We start from the raw sequence: 17,221 nt of genomic DNA, 5'->3' as shown, positions 1-17,221 counted from the left end.
CGCTCCTACAGGTTCGGTGATGCCCATGATGCTTGTGCGGTACCTGTAGGAGCGGCCTTGTGTCGCGATGGGCTGCGTAGCAGCCCCAGGATTTCGAATCAGAAGAAAGTCCCGACGATCAGCTGCATATAGGTCCCGGTATCCCGCCCACCCAGCTGCGTCCCGCCATTGGCCGCGCTGCGTTCCGGTTTGTAGAACCCTACCAGCGGGCTGATCAGCAGGTGGTCGTTGACCATCCATTCCACATACAGGTCCAGCTCCCGCCCGCCCAGGTTGCCCTGGTCGGTGTCCAGCGTATCGAAGTCGAAGTACAGCGCGCCGACGGTCAGGTTGTCCCGTGGTTTGCCCTTCAGCGCCACGTGGTGCACCTGGCTGTTGCTGTTGAACGGCCCGGCATAGTTCGCCGCCACCTCACCCTGGAACCAGGTGCCATAGCCACGGCTCAGGCCATAGAACAGCGGGTCGAAGTCTTCGGAAAAGCGGCTGTAGCGGTAGGTGGCGGTGGGGGACCAGGGCAGTTCGGAAAAGGTCCAGTTGCCTTCCAGGTACCAGGCGTTCTCCCGCCCGCCGGTTTTGTCCTGGGTCACGTACTCGGCGGCCAGCTCCAGGTCTTTCACCCCCAGGTTGCCACGCCCGCGCAGGCTGGCGGTGTCCATGCCGTCGCGGTGTTCCAGGCCCATGATCTGCGCGTAGCGCTGGTCCACATCGAGGCCGTGGATCCAGCTCAGGCCCACGGTGCCGGCGTCGGCGACGTGTTCCAGGTTGGCCACCGCCAGCGAGGTGTCGGCCTGGTAGTGGTTGTCGGACTTCAGCCACATCAGGTCGCTGCGCCAGCCTTGCTTGCCGCCAAGGCGCAGCACGGCGGTGCTGTCGAAGGCCTTGCGTGCGGCCAGGTAGTAGGCGCCACCGCGGTCGAAGTTGGCGCCCAGGTCGACCTTGCCCAGGTTCACTGGGTCGCCCTGGATCAGGAAGCCGTCGCCCAGGGTCACCACCTGGCGGCCGCCGGAAATGTTCACGCCGTCTTCGCCCAGGGCCGGGAACAGGTTGGCCGAGCGCCAGCCCAGGTACAGGTCTTCGATGGCGGTGCGGCGCTCGTCCCCCAGGGTCAGGCCGGCGGCATCGCCGTCGCCCCAGGTGGCGGAGCTGAGCAGGTTGAAGGCACCGTAGAGCGCGCCGCTGTCGGCCAGGGCCTGGCTGCCGCTGAGGCCATACTTGACGTAGCCTTCCTGCCAGGCGGTACTACCAGGCTTGCGGTTGCCGGCGAGGTTGAAGCTTTCGTCGCTGTGGAAAGCGCCGAACAGGGCTTCGATGTCGGCGTTGAGGGTGGTGCCGTCGTGGTTGTACAGCTCGTAGGCCTGGGTGACCGGGGCGGCGAACAGCAGGGCCAATGTGCAGGCGAGTTTGTGCCTCATGGTGTGCTCCATGTTTTTGTTGTTGTTCTCGGGTTGCCTGTGCCGGCGTCTTCGCAGCACAAGGCTGCTCCTACAAGGACCGCGCTACCTTTGTAGGAGCAGCCTTGTGCTGCGAAGAGGCCGGTACAGGAAAATGATCAGAGCTTGATCAACACCGATTTCAGCTCGGTGTAGTGGTCGATGGCAGCCGCCCCCATCTCACGGCCGACGCCGGACATCTTGTAGCCGCCAAAGGGCAAGGCAGGGTCGAGGGCGCTGTGGCAGTTGACCCACACCGACCCCGACTTGATGCGTGGGATCATCCGGTGCACGGCGGCCAGGTCGTTGGACCAGATGCTCGCACCCAGGCCATAGGGGTTGTCGTTGGCCATGCCGATCACTTCGTCGATGTCATCGAACGGCATCGCCACCAGCACCGGGCCGAAGATTTCTTCCTGCACCAGGCGGTGGCGCTGGTCGACATCGACGATCACTGTCGGCTTTACGAAATAGCCCGGCCCGAAGCCTTCGCCACCGCAGGCAATGGTCGCGCCCAGCTCGCGGCCAAGCTCGATGTAGCCGGTGACGCGGTCCTGCTGCTTGGCCGAGATCAGCGGACCCATCTGCACTGCCGGGTCCAGACCGCTGCCCAGCTTCATGCCGTTGGCGATGCCGGCGATGTCGGCCACCACGTTGTCGAAGTGCTTGCGGTGCACGTACAGGCGGGACCCGGCACAGCACACCTGGCCCTGGTTGAAGAAGATCGCCGTGGCCGCGCCGGCCGCGGCTTCCTGCAGGTTGGCGTCGGGCATGACGATGGTCGGCGACTTGCCGCCGAGTTCCAGGGTGACACGGGTCATGTTGTCCATGGCTGCCTTGCCGATCAGCTTGCCGACCTCGGTGGAGCCAGTGAAGGTCAGCTTGTCCACGCCGGGGTGGCGGCTGAGTGCGGCGCCGGCGTTCAGGCCGGTGCCGGTGACCACGTTGAACACACCTGCCGGGTAGCCGGCTTCGTCCACCAGCTCAGCCAGCTTGAGCACGCTCAGCGGTGTTTCGTCCGCGGGCTTGAGCACGACGGTGCAACCGGTAGCCAGGGCCGGGCCGAGCTTCCAGCAGGCCAGCAGCAACGGGAAGTTCCAGGCGACGATGGCGCCGACCACGCCCACTGCCTCGCGCCGCACGAAACCATGGAACTGGTCGTTGGGCATCAACGGCATCGAGGCTTCGACGGTGCTACCCTCGATCTTGGTGGCCCAGCCGGCCATGTAGCGCAGGAAGTCGATGGCCAGTTGCACGTCCATCACCTGGGCAACGGCGGCGCTCTTGCCGTTGTTCAGGCATTCCAGTTCGGCCAGCTGGCGGGCGTCGCGCTCCATCAGGTCGGCCAGGCGCCACAGCAGGTTCTGCCGCTCGCGTGGGCGCAGGCGGCTCCACGGCGAATCGTCGAAGGCCTGGCGAGCGGCGCGCACGGCGCGGTCGACATCTTCGGCCTCGGCGGCGGGCACTTCACCCAGTACCTCGCCAGTGGCCGGGTTGCGGAACGACAGGGTGCGACCGCTGGCGGCGTCCTGCCAGTCGGCGCCGATGCGCATCTTCAGCTTGCGTTCGAGAAAGGCGCGGGTGGCGGGCAGGATGGGCAGTTCGGAAAGCATGGGACGGTGCCTCTTGTCATTGGATGTGACAGGCATAGGCGCAATGGGCGTGCCAAGGTCGGTAGATGGCTGCAAACCGTTGAACGGGTTGGGTTTTTTCCTGCTGCAAGGTTGGGATTGCAGGGTTGCGCTGTTGCACATTGAGACGGTGTGAGACGGTGGTGAAACAGTAAAAGCGGGGGCCGCTGTGCGGCCCTTTCGCGACACAAGGCCGCTCCTACAGGCCGTACGCGATCCCTTGTAGGAGCGGCCTTGTGTCGCGAAAGGCCTGCGCAGCAGGCCCAGTGTCTCAAGGTGAAACACTCAGTCGCGGAATGGGACGCTCAAAGAAGCTGTCCTTGCATTGCCATTATCCGGTAATTGACCTCAATGGCTTGATTTAAAACACTTTCACAGCACCTGGCACAGTTCCTGTATCACAACCGTCACATGCACACCTGCTGTACCAAAGCGTGCGAAAACGATAAGAACAACAACCGTGGAGGTCTGACCTTGAAGACGACTCGACTCCGGCGGCATGCGGGCAAACTGGCGCTGGTCGCCGCCGCGCTGCTGAGCACCCAGGCCATGGCGGCCGAGCAGGGCCCGAGCCTGTTGCAGAACAAGTGCATGGGGTGCCATATCCCCGAAGGCAACGACACCTACAGCCGCATCAGCCACCAGCGCAAGACGCCGGAAGGCTGGCTGATGAGCATCGCCCGCATGCAGGTGATGCACGGCCTGCAGATCAGCGACGACGACCGCCGCACCCTGGTCAAGTACCTGGCCGACAAGCAGGGCCTGGCGCCCAGCGAAACCGATGGCGTGCGGTATGCCATGGAGCGCCGGCTGAACACCGTCGAGCAGTTCGACACCCAGCTCAGCGAAACCTGTGGCCGTTGCCACTCCGGTGCCCGTGTCGCCTTGCAGCGGCGCCCGGCCAAGGAGTGGGAGCACCTGGTCAACTTCCATCTCGGCCAGTGGCCGTCCCTCGAATACCAGGCCCAGGCGCGTGACCGCGACTGGCTGCCGATCGCCCTGCAACAAGTGGTGCCGGACCTGGCCAAGCGCTACCCGCTGGAAAGCGCGGCGTGGGCCGAATGGCAGAAAGCCAGGCCCAAGGCCGATACGCTGCCGGGCCAGTGGACATTCAGCGGCCACATGCTGGCCAAGGGCGATGTGCGCGGGGTGATGAGCGTCACGCCTGACCAGGGTGACACCTTCAAGGTCGAGGTCAAGGGCGCTTATGCCGACGGCACGCCGTTCAATGGCAGCGGGTCGGCGATCCTCTACAACGGCTATGAATGGCGTGGCAACGTCAAGGTCGGCGACGCCAACCTGCGCCAGGTGTTCGCCGCGCTGGATGGCGAAATGAAGGGCCGCATGTTCGAGGCCGAGCACGACGAGCGTGGCCTGGACTTCACCGCAGTGAAGGAGGGCAAGGCGCGCCTGCTGGCGGTACAACCGGCATTCATCAAGGCCGGTGGCGAAAGCGAGATCACCCTGGTCGGCAGCGGCCTGGCCGGCAAACCGGACCTGGGCGCTGGCGTGGAAGTGACCGAGGTACTGGAGCAGACCCCAACCCTGGTACGGGTGAAGGCCCGCGCCGCGGCCGATGCCAGGCCTGGCCAGCGCGAAGTCGCCGTAGGGGCGCTCAAGGGCGTCAACCTGGCGGTGTACGACAAGGTCGAGGAAGTGAAAGTGGTGCCGGCGTTCTCCATCGCCCGCATCGGTGAAAACGGCGCCTCGGTGCCCAAGGTGCAGGGCCGCTTCGAGGCCGAAGCCTGGGGCAAGGACGCCAATGGCCAGCCGCTGCGCATCGGCTACTTGCCGGCCAGCTGGAAGGTCGAGCCGTTCAACGAGCGTGCGGTCGAGGACGAGGACGTCAAGTTCGCCGGGAAGATGCAGGCCGATGGCGTGTTCGTGCCAGGCGGCGCTGGCCCCAACCCGGAGCGCAAGATGATGACCAACAACGCCGGCAACCTGAAGGTCATCGCCACCCTGGCCGACGGTGGCCAGACTGGCGAGGGGCACATGATCGTCACCGTACAGCGCTGGAACAACCCGCCGCTGCCGTAACGGCAGGGGGCTTACGGTTTTCCAACGGATCGATTATCGGGAGGTCGCCATGGGCGCGCTACTGAATCTGGTCGAACGCAACCTGCATGAAGTGCAGGTCGACGCCGACCGCATGCTGTTCCATATCCCCAGCAGTTCGCTGTTCACCGCCGACGCGGTGACCGGCGGCATCATCGACACCCTGCGCCAGCAAGGCTGCTCGGCCGAGGAGCTGATGCAGCGCCTTGGCCAGCGGTTTGCCGGCAGCGATATCCAGGACACCCTGCGCGAGCTGATCGCGCTGGAACTGGTCAGCGACGGCTCGCCGCTGACCCCGGAAATCGCCCTCAAGCAGGTCGAGCGCACGGCGCTGAACACCGTGGTGCTCAACGTCAACACCGGCTGCAACCTCAGCTGCACCTACTGCTACAAGGAAGACCTGGACAAACCGTCCGCGGGCAAGAAGATGAGTACTGCCACCGCCGAGGCTTCGGTGGAGATGCTGCTCAAGGAGTCGCCCGACGAGCAGCGCTACAGCGTGGTGTTCTTCGGTGGCGAGCCGCTGTCCAACCGGCCACTGATCGAGCACATGGTCGCCTACTGCGAGCGGCGCTTCGCCGAGGCGGGCAAGCAGGTGGAGTTCATCATGACCACCAATGCCACCTTGCTCAACGAAGAGATCGTCGACTGGCTCAATGCCCATCGCTTCGGCCTGTCGATCAGCATCGACGGCCCCAAGACCGTGCACGACCGCAACCGCATCACCGTGGGCGGGCAGGGCACCTATGACGTGGTGCGGCGCAAGGTCGACATGCTGCTGTCGCGCTACCACAGCCGCCCGGTGGGCGCGCGGGTCACGCTGACCCGTGGCATCACCGATGTCGAGACCATCTGGAACCACCTGTTCAACGAACTGGGCTTCGCTGAAGTCGGCTTTGCCCCGGTCACCTCCGGCGACATGGCCAACTTCAACCTCACGGGCGAAGAGCTGGTGCAGGTGTTCGCCAACATGAAGGCGCTGGGCCGGCGTTACCTGGAGGCTGCGCTGGAGCACCGCAACATCGGCTTCTCCAACCTGCACCAGCTGATCACCGACATCCACGAAGGCCACAAGAAGGCCCTGCCGTGCGGCGCCGGGCTGAAGATGCTGGCCGTGGACCATGAGGGCGAGTTGAACCTGTGCCACCGCTTCACCGGCTCCAGCCTGCCGACCTTCGGCAATGTGCACCAGGGCGTGAAGCAGGCGCAGCTCAACGACTTCCTGTCGCAGCGCCTGGACCGCAGCAACACCGGCTGCGACAGCTGCCGCATCCGCAACCTGTGCTCCGGCGGCTGCTACCACGAAAGCTATGCCCGCTATGGCGACCCGCAGCACCCGACCTACCACTATTGCGAACTGATGCGCGACTGGGTCGACTTCGGCATCGAAGTCTACAGCCGCATCATGGCCGCCAACCCGGCCTTCATCGATCGCTACATCACCCCGCGGAAGGCGCACTGACATGAAGCACTTGAAGCCCCTGAACAACAAGGCGCGCATCCTCGAGCAGGCCGCCGCCGAAGACCGCGTCGAAGAAGTCATGGCCATGAGCGCAGTGGCGGGCTGCACCGCCACCACCGACCCGGGCTGGGAAGTGGACGCCTTTGGTGGCGTGAGCTCGCTGTGCCAGCCGATGGAGGCCGACCTGTATGGCTGCTCCGACCCTTGCTGGTGGCCGGCCCAGGTGCCGGACATGATGAGCACCTACCAGGACTGGAACGCCCAGGCGAGCAACTCGGCGGAAGACTGGCGCAACCTCGGCACCGTGTTCCCGAAAGACAAGTGACCGGCCCAACAAGAATGACAAGGGGAAACCGCATGAAAGCTGGACGCTGCGCGTCACTCGCGCTCACCATCGCCGCCACGGCCTGTGCCGGGCTGGTACAGGCCGCCGACACCGGGCCGGCGCTGAAGGCTGGCCACGAATACATGATCGTGACCAACTACCCGAACAACCTGCACGTGGTCGATGTGGCCAGTGACACGGTGTACAAGAGCTGCGTGATGCCCGACAAGTTCGGCCCCGGCACCGCGATGATGGCGCCGGACAACCGCACCGCCTACGTGCTCAACAACCACTACGGCGACATCTACGGCATCGACCTGGACACCTGCAAGAACACCTTCCACGCCAACCTGTCCAGTGTGCCGGGTGAGGTGGGCCGGTCGATGTACTCGTTCGCCATCAGCCCGGACGGCAAGGAAGTGTACGCCACGGTCAACCCCACCCAGCGCCTGAACGACCACTACGTGGTCAAGCCACCGCGGCTGGAAGTGTTCAGCACCGCCGATGGCCTGGAGGCCAAGCCGGTGCGCACCTTCCCGATGCCGCGCCAGGTGTACCTGATGCGTGCGGCGGACGATGGCAGCCTGTACGTCGCCGGGCCGGACATCTACAAGATGGACGTGAAGACCGGCAAGTACACGGTGGCCTTGCCGCTACGCAACTGGAACCGCAAAGGCTACAGCGCCCCGGACGTGCTGTACTTCTGGCCGCACCAGAGCCCGCGCCACGAGTTTTCGATGCTGTACACCATTGCCAGGTTCAAGGATGACAAGCAGGACCCGGCCACCGCCGATCTGCTGTATGGCTACCTGAGCGTCGACCTGAAGACCGGCAAGACCCACACCCAGGAATTTGCCGACCTGACCGAGCTGTACTTCACCGGGCTGCGTTCGCCGAAAGACCCGAACCAGATCTACGGCGTGCTCAACCGCCTGGCCAAGTACGACCTCAAACAGCGCAAGCTGATCAAGGCGGCGAATCTGGACCACACTTACTACTGCGTGGCCTTCGACAAGAAAGGCGACAAGTTGTACCTGGGCGGCACCTTCAATGACCTGGCGGTGTTCAACCCGGATACGCTGGAGAAAGTGAAGAACATCAAGTTGCCGGGTGGGGACATGTCCACCACCACGCCGCAGGTGTTCATCCGTTAGCTCCAGGATGGCTTCACTGGCCTCTTCGCAGCACAAGGCTGCTCCTACAGGCTACTGCGCTCCAATGTAGGAGCAGCCTTGTGCTGCGAAGAGGCCCGCTCAATCAACACAAGAACAACAAGAGACCGCCCATGCCCCAGCCAAGCTACTCCCAGGGCAACCAGGACAAACCCCTGCTTACCCAGTGCATCGGCGACGCCTTCGACACCACCGTCGCCCGCTTCCCCGACCGTGACGCCCTGGTCGTCCGCCACCAGGCCCTGCGCTACACCTGGCAGCAGCTGGCCGACGCGGTCGACCAGCACGCCCGTGCGCTGATGGCCCTGGGCGTGCAGCCCGGTGACCGCCTCGGTATCTGGGCACCCAACTGCGCAGAGTGGTGCATCACCCAGTTCGCCAGCGCCAAGGTGGGCGCGATCCTGGTCAACATCAACCCGGCCTACCGCTCCAGCGAACTGGACTACGCCCTCGGCCAGTCCGGCTGCCGCTGGGTGATCTGCGCCGACGCGTTCAAGACATCCGACTACCACGCCATGTTGCTGGGCCTGGTTCCGGGCCTGGCCAGCAGCCAGCCGGGCGCCCTGATCTGCGAACGCTTCCCCGAACTGCGCGGTGTGGTCAGCCTGGCCGCTGCGCCACCGGCGGGCTTTCTCGCCTGGCACGACCTGCAGGCCCGTGCCGCGGCCGTCAGCCGCGAAGCCCTTGCCGAGCGCCAGGCGCAGCTGCGCTGCGACGACCCGATCAATATCCAGTACACCTCGGGCACCACCGGTTTCCCGAAAGGCGCCACCCTCAGCCACAGCAACATCCTCAACAACGGCTACATGGTCGGTGAAAGCCTGGGCCTGACCGAGCATGACCGGCTGGTGGTGCCGGTGCCGCTGTACCACTGCTTTGGCATGGTCATGGCCAACCTCGGCTGCATGACCCACGGCAGCACCCTGATCTACCCCAACGACGCCTTCGACCCATTGGCCACCCTGCGTGCGGTGGCGGAAGAAAAGGCCACTGCCTTGTACGGTGTGCCGACCATGTTCATTGCCGAACTGGACCACCCGCAGCGTGACGAGTTCGACCTGTCCAGCCTGCGCACCGGGATCATGGCCGGCGCCACCTGCCCGATCGAAGTGATGCGCCGGGTTATCGGCGAGATGCACATGGCCGAGGTGCAGATTGCCTACGGTATGACCGAAACCAGCCCGGTGTCGCTGCAGACCGGCGCCAGCGACGACCTGGAGCGCCGCGTGACCAGCGTCGGGCGCACCCAGCCAAGGCTGGAGAACAAGGTGATTGATGCCGATGGCAACACGCTGCCGCGGGGCGAGATCGGCGAATTGTGCACGCGGGGTTACAGCGTGATGCTGGGCTATTGGAACAACCCCAAGGCCACGGCCGAAAGCATCGATGAGGAAGGCTGGATGCACACCGGCGACCTGGCGGTGATGGACGAGCAGGGCTATGTGCGTATTGTCGGGCGCAGCAAGGACATGATCATTCGCGGCGGCGAGAACATCTACCCGCGCGAGCTGGAGGAGTTCTTCTTCACCCACCCGGCGGTGGCCGATGTGCAGGTGATTGGCGTGCCGTGCAGCAAGTACGGTGAAGAGATCGTGGCCTGGGTGCGGCTTCATCCGGGGCATACGGCCAGCGCGGAGGAACTGCGCGATTGGGCGAAGGCGCGGATCGCACACTTCAAGGTGCCCCGGTACTTCCGCTTTGTCGATGAGTTCCCGATGACGGTGACCGGCAAGGTGCAGAAGTTCCGCATGCGCGAGATCAGTGTCGAGGAGCTGTTTGCCGGGTAAATCACCCATTGAAAAGGAAGTGGGCCCCTGTAGGAGCGCGCAGGCCTGATGGTCAGGCAGCAGATGACCTCAGCCCTGCAGCAACTCCGGGCTGTTGAAGTTGCTCAACCTGCGATCATCGTCGGCACATTCCAGCCCCTGCACCGCTTCACGCAGCAAGGCCTTCTGCAAACTCCGCTCGCCCGTCGCCCAGGCCTGCTCCAGCACCGGCAACACCCGGCGTGGCAGCACGCTGAACATCGGCTGCCAGTACCCACCCTGGCGCACCATGGCCGCACTGTCACCCGCCACCGCCAGGTGCAGCAGGTCCTCGATCAACCCCCGGTCAACCAGCGGTGCATCACAGGCCAGCAGCACCACCCATTCATGCCGCGCCACCTTGAGCCCGGCAATCACCCCCGCCAACGGCCCGGGGTAGTCCGCCTCGGCATCGCCGACCAACTGGTCGGCATACGCCCGGTAGGCCTGCTGGTTACGGTTGCAGGAAATCACCAGGTCATCGCTGAGCGGCCGTACCACGCGCTGCACATGCGCCACCAGCGGTTCGCCCTGCCAGTCGACCAGGCCCTTGTCGCGGCCGCCCATGCGCTGGCCGCGGCCACCGGCGAGAATGAGGATGGAGCAGGGGGGCAGGGCATCAGGCATGAAAAAGGGTTCCGGGCAGTCAATGCCGGGAACCCTCCCATTTCACGCGGGGCTTGTCCAGTCAGCTGTCGCTGGTCACGGCCTGCGTGTCGGCATTACCCGCCTGGCGTCGCCCGGCAAGGCGCATCACCACCACGAAGAACACCGGCACGAACACCACGGCCAGGGTGGCGCTGAGCATGCCGCCGATCACCCCGGTACCGATCGCCTTCTGGCTGGCCGAGCTGGCGCCGCTGGCAATGGCCAGTGGCACCACGCCCAGGATGAACGCCAGCGAGGTCATCACGATCGGGCGCAGGCGCAGGCGCGCGGCCTGCACGGCGGCGTCGGCAGCATCCACGCCCTGGTCGACCAGGCTCTTGGCAAACTCGATGATCAGGATGGCGTTCTTCGCCGACAGGCCGATCAGCGTGATCAGGCCGACCTTGAAGAACACGTCGTTGGGCATGCCGCGCAGGGTCACCGCCAGCACCGCACCGAGCACGCCCAGCGGTACTACCAGCAGAACTGCGGTGGGGATCGACCAGCTTTCGTACAGCGCTGCCAGGCACAGGAACACCACCAGCAACGACAGCGCCATCAGCATCGGTGCCTGGCTGCCGGACAGCCGCTCCTGCAGCGACAGGCCAGTCCATTCCAGGCCGGCACCGGCCGGCAGCTGGGCCACCAGGCGCTCGATCTCGGCCATGGCTTCGCCCGAACTGTAGCCGGCTGCCGGTTCGCCGGAAATCGACACCGCCGGGTAGCCGTTGTAGCGGGTCAGCTGCACCGGGCCGCTGACCCACCTGGCCTGGACGAAGGCGCCCAGTGGCACCATCTTGCCGCTGTCGTTGCGCACGTGGATCTTCAGCAGGTCTTCGACCTGGCTGCGCTGGTCGCCTTCGGCCTGCACCACCACCCGCTGCATGCGGCCCTGGTTGGGGAAGTCGTTGACGTAGCTGGAACCCACGGCCACGTCCAGCACCGAACCGATATCGGCAAACGATACGCCCAGGGCGTTGGCCTGGCGGCGGTCGATTTCCAGTTGTACCTGCGGGCTTTCCGCCAGCGAGGCTTCGCGCACGTTGGTCAGCACCTTGCTTTTGCCGGCATTTGCCAGCAGTTCGTCGCGGGCGGCCATCAGCTCGGCGTGGCCCATGCCGCCGCGGTCCTGCAGGCGGAACTCGAAGCCGGTCGACTCGCCAAGGCCGTCGATTGGCGGTGGCAGCACGGAATAGGCCACGGCGTCCTTGAGCTGGGTAAAGGCCATGGTCGCGCGGTCGGCGATCGACTGGGCGCTGTCGTCGGCACCGCGCTCGGACCAGTCCTTGAGCGTGGTGAAGGCCAGCGCTGCGTTCTGCCCGCTGCCCGAGAAGCTGAAACCCAGGATCAAGGTGGTGTTACCCACGCCGGGCTCTTCGGCGTTGTGCGCCTCGATCTGTGCCGCCACCTGCTCGGTGCGCATGCGGCTGGCGCCCGGCGGCAGCTGGATATCGGTGATGGTGTAGCCCTGGTCTTCGGTGGGCAGGAACGCCGTGGGCAGCTGGCTGAAGCCATAACCCAGCACCGCCAGCAGCAACGCGTATACCAGCAGGTAGCGGCCGCTGCGCTTGAGCGCCTGCACCACCCAGCGCTGGTAACCGTTGCTCATGCCCTCGAAGCGCCGGTTGAACCAGCCGAAGAAGCCCTTGCGTTCGTGGTGCTCGCCCTTGGCCACCGGCTTGAGCAGGGTGGCACACAGCGCCGGGGTCAGGCTGAGGGCGAGGAACGCCGAGAACAGGATCGACACTGCCATCGACAGCGAGAACTGCTGGTAGATCACCCCCACAGAGCCTTGCATGAAGGCCATCGGCAGGAACACCGCCACCAGCACCAGGGTAATGCCGACGATCGCGCCGCTGATCTGGCCCATCGCCTTGCGCGTAGCCTCCTTGGGCGGCAGGCCTTCCTCGGCCATGATCCGCTCGACGTTTTCCACCACCACGATGGCATCGTCGACCAGGATGCCGATGGCCAGCACCATGCCGAACAGGGTCAGCACGTTGACCGAGAAGCCCATGGCCAGCATCACGGCGAAGGTGCCCATCAGGGCCACCGGCACCACCAGGGTCGGGATCAGGGTGTAGCGCAGGTTCTGCAGGAACAGGAACATCACCGCGAACACCAGCAGCATGGCTTCGAACAGGGTGTTGATGACCTGCTCGATCGACACCTTGACGAATGGCGAGGTGTCGTAGGGGATGTCGTACTTGACGCCTTCCGGGAAGTAGCGCGCCAGGTCCTGCATCTTCGCCCGCACCAGGGTGGCGGTTTCCATGGCGTTGGCGCCCGGCGACAGCTGCACGCTGAAGGCGGTGGCCGGCTTGCCGTTCAGGCGCGTGCCGTACTGGTATTCCTGGGCACCGATCTCGACCCGGGCGACATCGCCGATGGTCACCGTGGAACCGTCCGGGTTGGCACGCAGGACAATCCCGGCGAACTCCTCGGGGGTGCTCAGCTGGCCCTTGACCACCACGTTGGCGGTGATTTCCTGAGTGCCACGGGTGGGCAGGTCACCAATGCTGCCGGGGGCCACCTGGGCGTTCTGCGCGGCGATGGCCTCGGCCACGTCGTTGGGCGTGAGGTTGAAGCCGATCAGCTTGCGTGGGTCGATCCAGATGCGCATGGCGCGTTCCGAACCGTACAGCTGGGCCTTGCCGACGCCCTTGAGGCGGCGGATCTCGTCCATCACGTTGCGCGCAAGGATATCCGACAGGGCGGTTTCGTCGAGCTTGCCGTCTTCGGAGGTGAGGGTGGCCAGCAGCAGGAAGCCGGTGGAGACCTTTTCCACCTGCAGGCCTTGCTGGGTCACCGGGCGCGGCAGGCGCGACTCGACCACCTTCAGGCGGTTCTGCACGTCGACCTGGGCCAGGTCCGGGTTGGTGCCCGGGGCGAAGGTGGCGGTGATGGTGGCGCTGCCCAGGCTGCTCTGCGACTCGAAGTACAGCAGGTTGTCGGCGCCGTTAAGCTCCTGCTCGATCAGGCTGACCACGCTCTCGTCCATGGTCGCCGCCGAGGCGCCCGGGTACACGGCGTAGATTTCCACCTGCGGCGGGGCCACGTTGGGGTACTGGGCCACCGGCAGCTGCGGGATGGCCAGGGCACCGGCCAGCAGGATGAACAGGGCGACCACCCAGGCGAATACCGGGCGGTCGATGAAGAATTGCGGCATGAATCAGGCCCTCACTGGCCAGTGTGCTGTGCGATGGGCGATGCCCCTGATGCATTGTCGACCTGCACCTGGTCACCGGCCTTGACGTGTTGCAGGCCCTCCACCACCACCCGTTCGCCGGGGGCCAGGCCTTCGCTGACGATCCAGCGGTCGCCCTGGGCGCTGCCCAGTACTACCTGGCGGTCGCTGACCCGGGCCTGCGGGTCGACCACCAGCACCTTGGGCACGCCAGCGCTGTCGCGCAGGATGGCGCGCTGCGGCACGCTCAGGCCCTTGGGCTGCACGGCCTGCTCCAGGCGCACGCGCACGTAGCTGCCGGGCAGCAGGTCGAGGTCCGGGTTGGGGAACTCGCTGCGCAGGGTGATCTGGTTGGTGCTGGGGTCGACGCTGATGTCGGAGAACAGCAGTTTGCCCGGCAGCGGGTAGGTGCTGCCATCGTCCTGGATCAGCGTGGCCCGGGCCTGGCCGTCGCCCACCTGCTGCAGCTCGCCGGCACGCATGGCGCGGCGCAGGGCGTTGAGCTCGCGGGTCGACTGGGTGACATCGGCGTGGATCGGGTCCAGCTGCTGGATGGTCGCCAGGGGCGTGGTCTCGTTCTGCCCGACCAGCGCACCTTCGGTGACCTGTGCGCGCCCGATACGGCCGGAAATCGGAGCCGTCACGGTGGCGTAGCCGAGGTTCAGGCGGGCGCGTTCCAGGGCGGCCCTGGCCTCGGCCACTGCGGCATCGGCCTGCAGGTAGCTGGCCTTGGCGTTGTCGTATTCCTGGCGGCTGACGGCCTTGTCGTCGACCAGTTCGCGGTAGCGCTGTTCCTGCAGGCGTGCCTGGTACAGGGTGGCCTCGGCCTTGGCCAGGGTGGCGCGGGCGCTGTCGTGGTCGGCCTTGAACGGTGCCGGGTCGATCAGGAACAGCACATCGCCCTGCTTGACGTCGCTGCCTTCGCGATACACCCGCTTGAGCACAACGCCCGCGACACGTGCTCGCACTTCGGCGGTGCGCGGCGCGAGGATGCGGCCGCTGAGCTCACTGCTGATGGCCAGTGGCTGCAGTTGCAGGGTTTCCACCCGCACTTGCGGGGTGGGAGCCTGTTCTTCCTGTTCGGGGCTGTCGTCGCAGCCGGCCAGGGACAGGCTCAGGAGCGCCAGAAGCGCCAACGGGCGCAAGCGTGGGGGGAGGGTAGTAGACATACGGATCTTCCGATGATGACCGCCGGTATGCTACGGCAGGCGTTCCTTGCGTGGCTGTTAATACCTGTAGGACGAGTGTGAAAAAGTGTGAAGAACAATCCTGTCTGCCTGTAGTGTTCTATATCCTGAGTATTCCTGTACCGGCCTCTTCGCGGGCTTGCCCGCTCCCACAGGGACTGCACAGCTTTCAAGTGCTGTTGGGTCCCTGTGGGAGCGGGCAAGCCCGCGAAGAGGCCGGTGAGGTCTTACCCCAACCCAGATTCCCAAGCGCCTATGCCGAATATTTTCCTGGTCGAAGACGACAGCGCCCTGTCCGAACTGATCGCCAGCTACCTGCAACGCAACGACTTCCATGTCCAGGTGATCGCCCGTGGCGATCATGTGCTTGACGAGTACCGCCGGCAAAAGCCCGACCTGGTCATCCTCGACCTGATGCTGCCGGGGATCGACGGCCTGCAGCTGTGTCGCCTGCTGCGCCAGGAGTCGCAGGGCCTGCCGATCCTGATGCTGACCGCCCGCGACGACAGCCACGACCAGGTCCTGGGCCTGGAAATGGGCGCCGACGACTACGTGACCAAACCCTGCGAGCCGCGTGTACTGCTGGCCCGCGTGCGTACCCTGCTGCGTCGCAGCAGCGTCAACGAGCCGCGCCTGGACAACGACCTGATCCTGATCGGTGGCCTGCGCATCGACCTGGCCGAGCGCACCGTGAGCTGGCGTGGCGAAGAGGTGGAGCTGTCCAGCGGCGAGTACAACCTGCTGGTGGTACTGGCGCGCAATGCCGGCGAAGTGCTGAACCGCGACCGCATCCTGCAGCAACTGCGGGGTATCGAGTTCAACGGCACCGACCGCTCGGTGGACGTGGCCATCTCCAAGCTGCGGCGCAAGTTCGACGATAACGCCGGCGAAGCGCGCAAGATCAAGACCGTGTGGGGCAAGGGCTATCTGTTCAGCCGTGTCGAGTGGGAGTGCTGACCGCCCATGCTGAAGATTCTGGTGCGGCTGTACCTGGTGATCATCGTTGCCTATGCCGGTGCACTGTTGTTCATCCCCGACACCATCGTCGGCCTGTTCCAGGACCGCTTCATGGCCTACAACCTGGACCAGGCCAAGGGCGTGCAGTCGCTGATCGTGCGCCAGTTCCGCCAGGCCCCGCGCGAGCAGTGGCCGGCGGTGGAGCAAGAGCTGGCCAGTGATTTCGCGCCGCTGGAACTGCAACTGCTGCGCATGGACCAGGCTGACCTGAGCGAGGACGAGCAGGCGCGCCTGGAGCACGGCCTGTACGCCGTGCGCATTGCCGAATGGGGCTACTACGAGACGGTGCTGGCGCCGCTGGACAAGGAATGGCTGGTGCGTCTGCACTCACCGCCAGACCCGCTGGATATCAACGTGCTGTCGTGGGGTGTGACCGTCCTGATCGGTGCAGCGATGCTCGGTTGCCTGTTGCTGTGGGTATGGCCGCACTGGCGCGACCTGGAGCGCCTCAAGGAAACCGCCCGGCGCCTGGGTCAGGGGCAGATGGCCGAGCGTACGCACATCTCGCCGCACTCCAACATCGGTGAACTGGCCGGGGTGTTCGACACCATGGCCAGTGACCTGGAACGCCACGTGAACCAGCAGCGCGAGCTGCTCAATGCGGTGTCGCACGAGTTGCGCACGCCGTTGACCCGGCTGGATTTCGGCCTGGTGCTGCTGTTCGACGAAGTGCCGCCGGCCAGCCGCAAGCGCCTGCTGGAGCTGGTGGGGCATGTGCGTGAGCTGGATGAGCTGGTGCTGGAGCTGTTGTCCTACAGCCGGCTGTACAACGCCGACCAGGCCCGCGAGCGGGTCGAGGTGTCGTTGCTGGAACTGGTCGACAGTGTACTCGGCGGCTTTGCCGAGGAACTCGATGGCCGGGGTATCCAGTGGGAGGTGCGGGCCGAGGGGGATCTGCCGCGTTTTGTGCTGGACCCACGGCTGACGGCACGGGCGGTGCAGAACCTGGTGCGCAATGCCATGCGTTACTGCGACGAGAGCCTGTTGCTGCGCTTGCGCCTGGAAGACGATGGCGCCTGCCTGGTGACGGTGGAGGATGACGGGATCGGTATTCCGGTGGAGGAGCGCGAGCGGATTTTCCAGCCGTTCTACCGCCTGGACCGTAGCCGTGACCGCAATACCGGCGGGTTTGGCCTGGGCTTGGCGATCAGCCGGCGGGCGATCGAGGGGCAAGGTGGCACCTTGACCGTGGCGCAGTCGGCGCTGGGTGGTGCACAGTTCCGGATTCGCCTGCCTGCCGGGTGATGGGCTGCCTGTACCGGCCCTTTCGCGGGCTTGCCCGCTCCCACAGGGCATTCA

The 17,221-nt window shown here is 65.4% G+C and carries 12 protein-coding genes; 7 read left to right on the top strand and 5 right to left on the bottom strand.

Annotated features, from left to right (window positions below; genetic code table 11):
- Positions 1-98: 98 nt before the first annotated feature.
- Positions 99-1,412: an alginate export family protein gene (locus ACK56M_RS15970; RefSeq protein ID WP_217190113.1), complete on the bottom strand. Its 1,314-nt coding sequence runs from the start codon at positions 1,410-1,412 to the stop codon at positions 99-101.
- Between the two features lie 137 nt (positions 1,413-1,549).
- Positions 1,550-3,043 carry an aldehyde dehydrogenase family protein gene (locus ACK56M_RS15965; RefSeq protein ID WP_015270570.1) on the bottom strand — a complete coding sequence of 498 codons (1,494 nt, stop codon included), beginning with the start codon at positions 3,041-3,043 and terminating at the stop codon, positions 1,550-1,552.
- A gap of 492 nt (positions 3,044-3,535) precedes the next feature.
- Here ACK56M_RS15965 and peaA point away from each other — a divergent pair, with 492 nt between their 5' ends.
- From peaA to ACK56M_RS15940, 5 genes are all read left to right on the top strand, one after another.
- Positions 3,536-5,101, top strand: a complete 1,566-nt coding sequence (peaA, locus tag ACK56M_RS15960) for a quinohemoprotein amine dehydrogenase subunit alpha (protein WP_054572755.1) — start codon at positions 3,536-3,538, stop codon at positions 5,099-5,101.
- 49 nt (positions 5,102-5,150) lie between these two features.
- Complete coding sequence (peaB, locus tag ACK56M_RS15955) at positions 5,151-6,581, top strand: quinohemoprotein amine dehydrogenase maturation protein (RefSeq protein WP_015270568.1); 1,431 nt, start codon at positions 5,151-5,153, stop codon at positions 6,579-6,581.
- Position 6,582: 1 nt separating this feature from the next.
- Positions 6,583-6,906, top strand: coding sequence for a quinohemoprotein amine dehydrogenase subunit gamma (gene qhpC / locus ACK56M_RS15950; protein ID WP_004375838.1), 324 nt, complete (start codon positions 6,583-6,585; stop codon positions 6,904-6,906).
- Between the two features lie 32 nt (positions 6,907-6,938).
- Positions 6,939-8,060, top strand: a complete 1,122-nt coding sequence (peaD, locus tag ACK56M_RS15945) for a quinohemoprotein amine dehydrogenase subunit beta (protein WP_015270567.1) — start codon at positions 6,939-6,941, stop codon at positions 8,058-8,060.
- Between the two features lie 131 nt (positions 8,061-8,191).
- Positions 8,192-9,865 (top strand): fatty acid CoA ligase family protein, encoded by a 1,674-nt coding sequence (locus ACK56M_RS15940; RefSeq protein WP_015270566.1) that lies wholly within the window; start codon positions 8,192-8,194, stop codon positions 9,863-9,865.
- Between the two features lie 69 nt (positions 9,866-9,934).
- Here ACK56M_RS15940 and mobA read toward each other — a convergent pair whose 3' ends face one another.
- The 3 genes from mobA to ACK56M_RS15925 form a co-directional block, all read right to left on the bottom strand.
- The gene (gene mobA, locus ACK56M_RS15935) at positions 9,935-10,510 is read right to left on the bottom strand and encodes a molybdenum cofactor guanylyltransferase MobA (protein WP_015270565.1); all 576 of its coding nucleotides are present in this window, start codon (positions 10,508-10,510) and stop codon (positions 9,935-9,937) included.
- Between the two features lie 61 nt (positions 10,511-10,571).
- Positions 10,572-13,700: an efflux RND transporter permease subunit gene (locus ACK56M_RS15930; RefSeq protein ID WP_015270564.1), complete on the bottom strand. Its 3,129-nt coding sequence runs from the start codon at positions 13,698-13,700 to the stop codon at positions 10,572-10,574.
- Positions 13,701-13,711: 11 nt separating this feature from the next.
- Positions 13,712-14,887, bottom strand: a complete 1,176-nt coding sequence (locus tag ACK56M_RS15925) for an efflux RND transporter periplasmic adaptor subunit (protein ID WP_061304561.1) — start codon at positions 14,885-14,887, stop codon at positions 13,712-13,714.
- A gap of 273 nt (positions 14,888-15,160) precedes the next feature.
- Between ACK56M_RS15925 and ACK56M_RS15920 the strand changes: the two genes are divergently transcribed.
- Both ACK56M_RS15920 and ACK56M_RS15915 read left to right on the top strand, forming a co-directional pair.
- Entirely contained in the window at positions 15,161-15,862 is a 702-nt protein-coding gene (locus ACK56M_RS15920) for a response regulator transcription factor (protein WP_003259958.1), read from the top strand.
- A gap of 6 nt (positions 15,863-15,868) precedes the next feature.
- Positions 15,869-17,167 carry an ATP-binding protein gene (locus ACK56M_RS15915; RefSeq protein ID WP_013972839.1) on the top strand — a complete coding sequence of 433 codons (1,299 nt, stop codon included), beginning with the start codon at positions 15,869-15,871 and terminating at the stop codon, positions 17,165-17,167.
- Positions 17,168-17,221: the final 54 nt, after the last annotated feature.

This window comes from Pseudomonas sp. s4, from assembly GCF_046764235.1.
GTDB classification, from domain to species: domain Bacteria; phylum Pseudomonadota; class Gammaproteobacteria; order Pseudomonadales; family Pseudomonadaceae; genus Aquipseudomonas; species Aquipseudomonas asiatica.
This window is presented reverse-complemented; position numbering and strand designations above follow the sequence as displayed.

Bases quoted from the DNA above. Each gene is read 5' to 3' on its own strand.
- ACK56M_RS15925 (WP_061304561.1), bottom strand. From the start codon at position 14,887: ATGTCTACTACCCTCCCCCCACGCTTGCGCCCGTTGGCGCTTCTGGCG.
- ACK56M_RS15965 (WP_015270570.1), bottom strand. From the start codon at position 3,043: ATGCTTTCCGAACTGCCCATCCTGCCCGCCACCCGCGCCTTTCTCGAA.
- peaB (WP_015270568.1), top strand. From the start codon at position 5,151: ATGGGCGCGCTACTGAATCTGGTCGAACGCAACCTGCATGAAGTGCAG.
- peaD (WP_015270567.1), top strand. From the start codon at position 6,939: ATGAAAGCTGGACGCTGCGCGTCACTCGCGCTCACCATCGCCGCCACG.
- ACK56M_RS15915 (WP_013972839.1), top strand. From the start codon at position 15,869: ATGCTGAAGATTCTGGTGCGGCTGTACCTGGTGATCATCGTTGCCTAT.
- ACK56M_RS15920 (WP_003259958.1), top strand. From the start codon at position 15,161: ATGCCGAATATTTTCCTGGTCGAAGACGACAGCGCCCTGTCCGAACTG.
- ACK56M_RS15970 (WP_217190113.1), bottom strand. From the start codon at position 1,412: ATGAGGCACAAACTCGCCTGCACATTGGCCCTGCTGTTCGCCGCCCCG.
- mobA (WP_015270565.1), bottom strand. From the start codon at position 10,510: ATGCCTGATGCCCTGCCCCCCTGCTCCATCCTCATTCTCGCCGGTGGC.
- ACK56M_RS15940 (WP_015270566.1), top strand. From the start codon at position 8,192: ATGCCCCAGCCAAGCTACTCCCAGGGCAACCAGGACAAACCCCTGCTT.
- qhpC (WP_004375838.1), top strand. From the start codon at position 6,583: ATGAAGCACTTGAAGCCCCTGAACAACAAGGCGCGCATCCTCGAGCAG.
- ACK56M_RS15930 (WP_015270564.1), bottom strand. From the start codon at position 13,700: ATGCCGCAATTCTTCATCGACCGCCCGGTATTCGCCTGGGTGGTCGCC.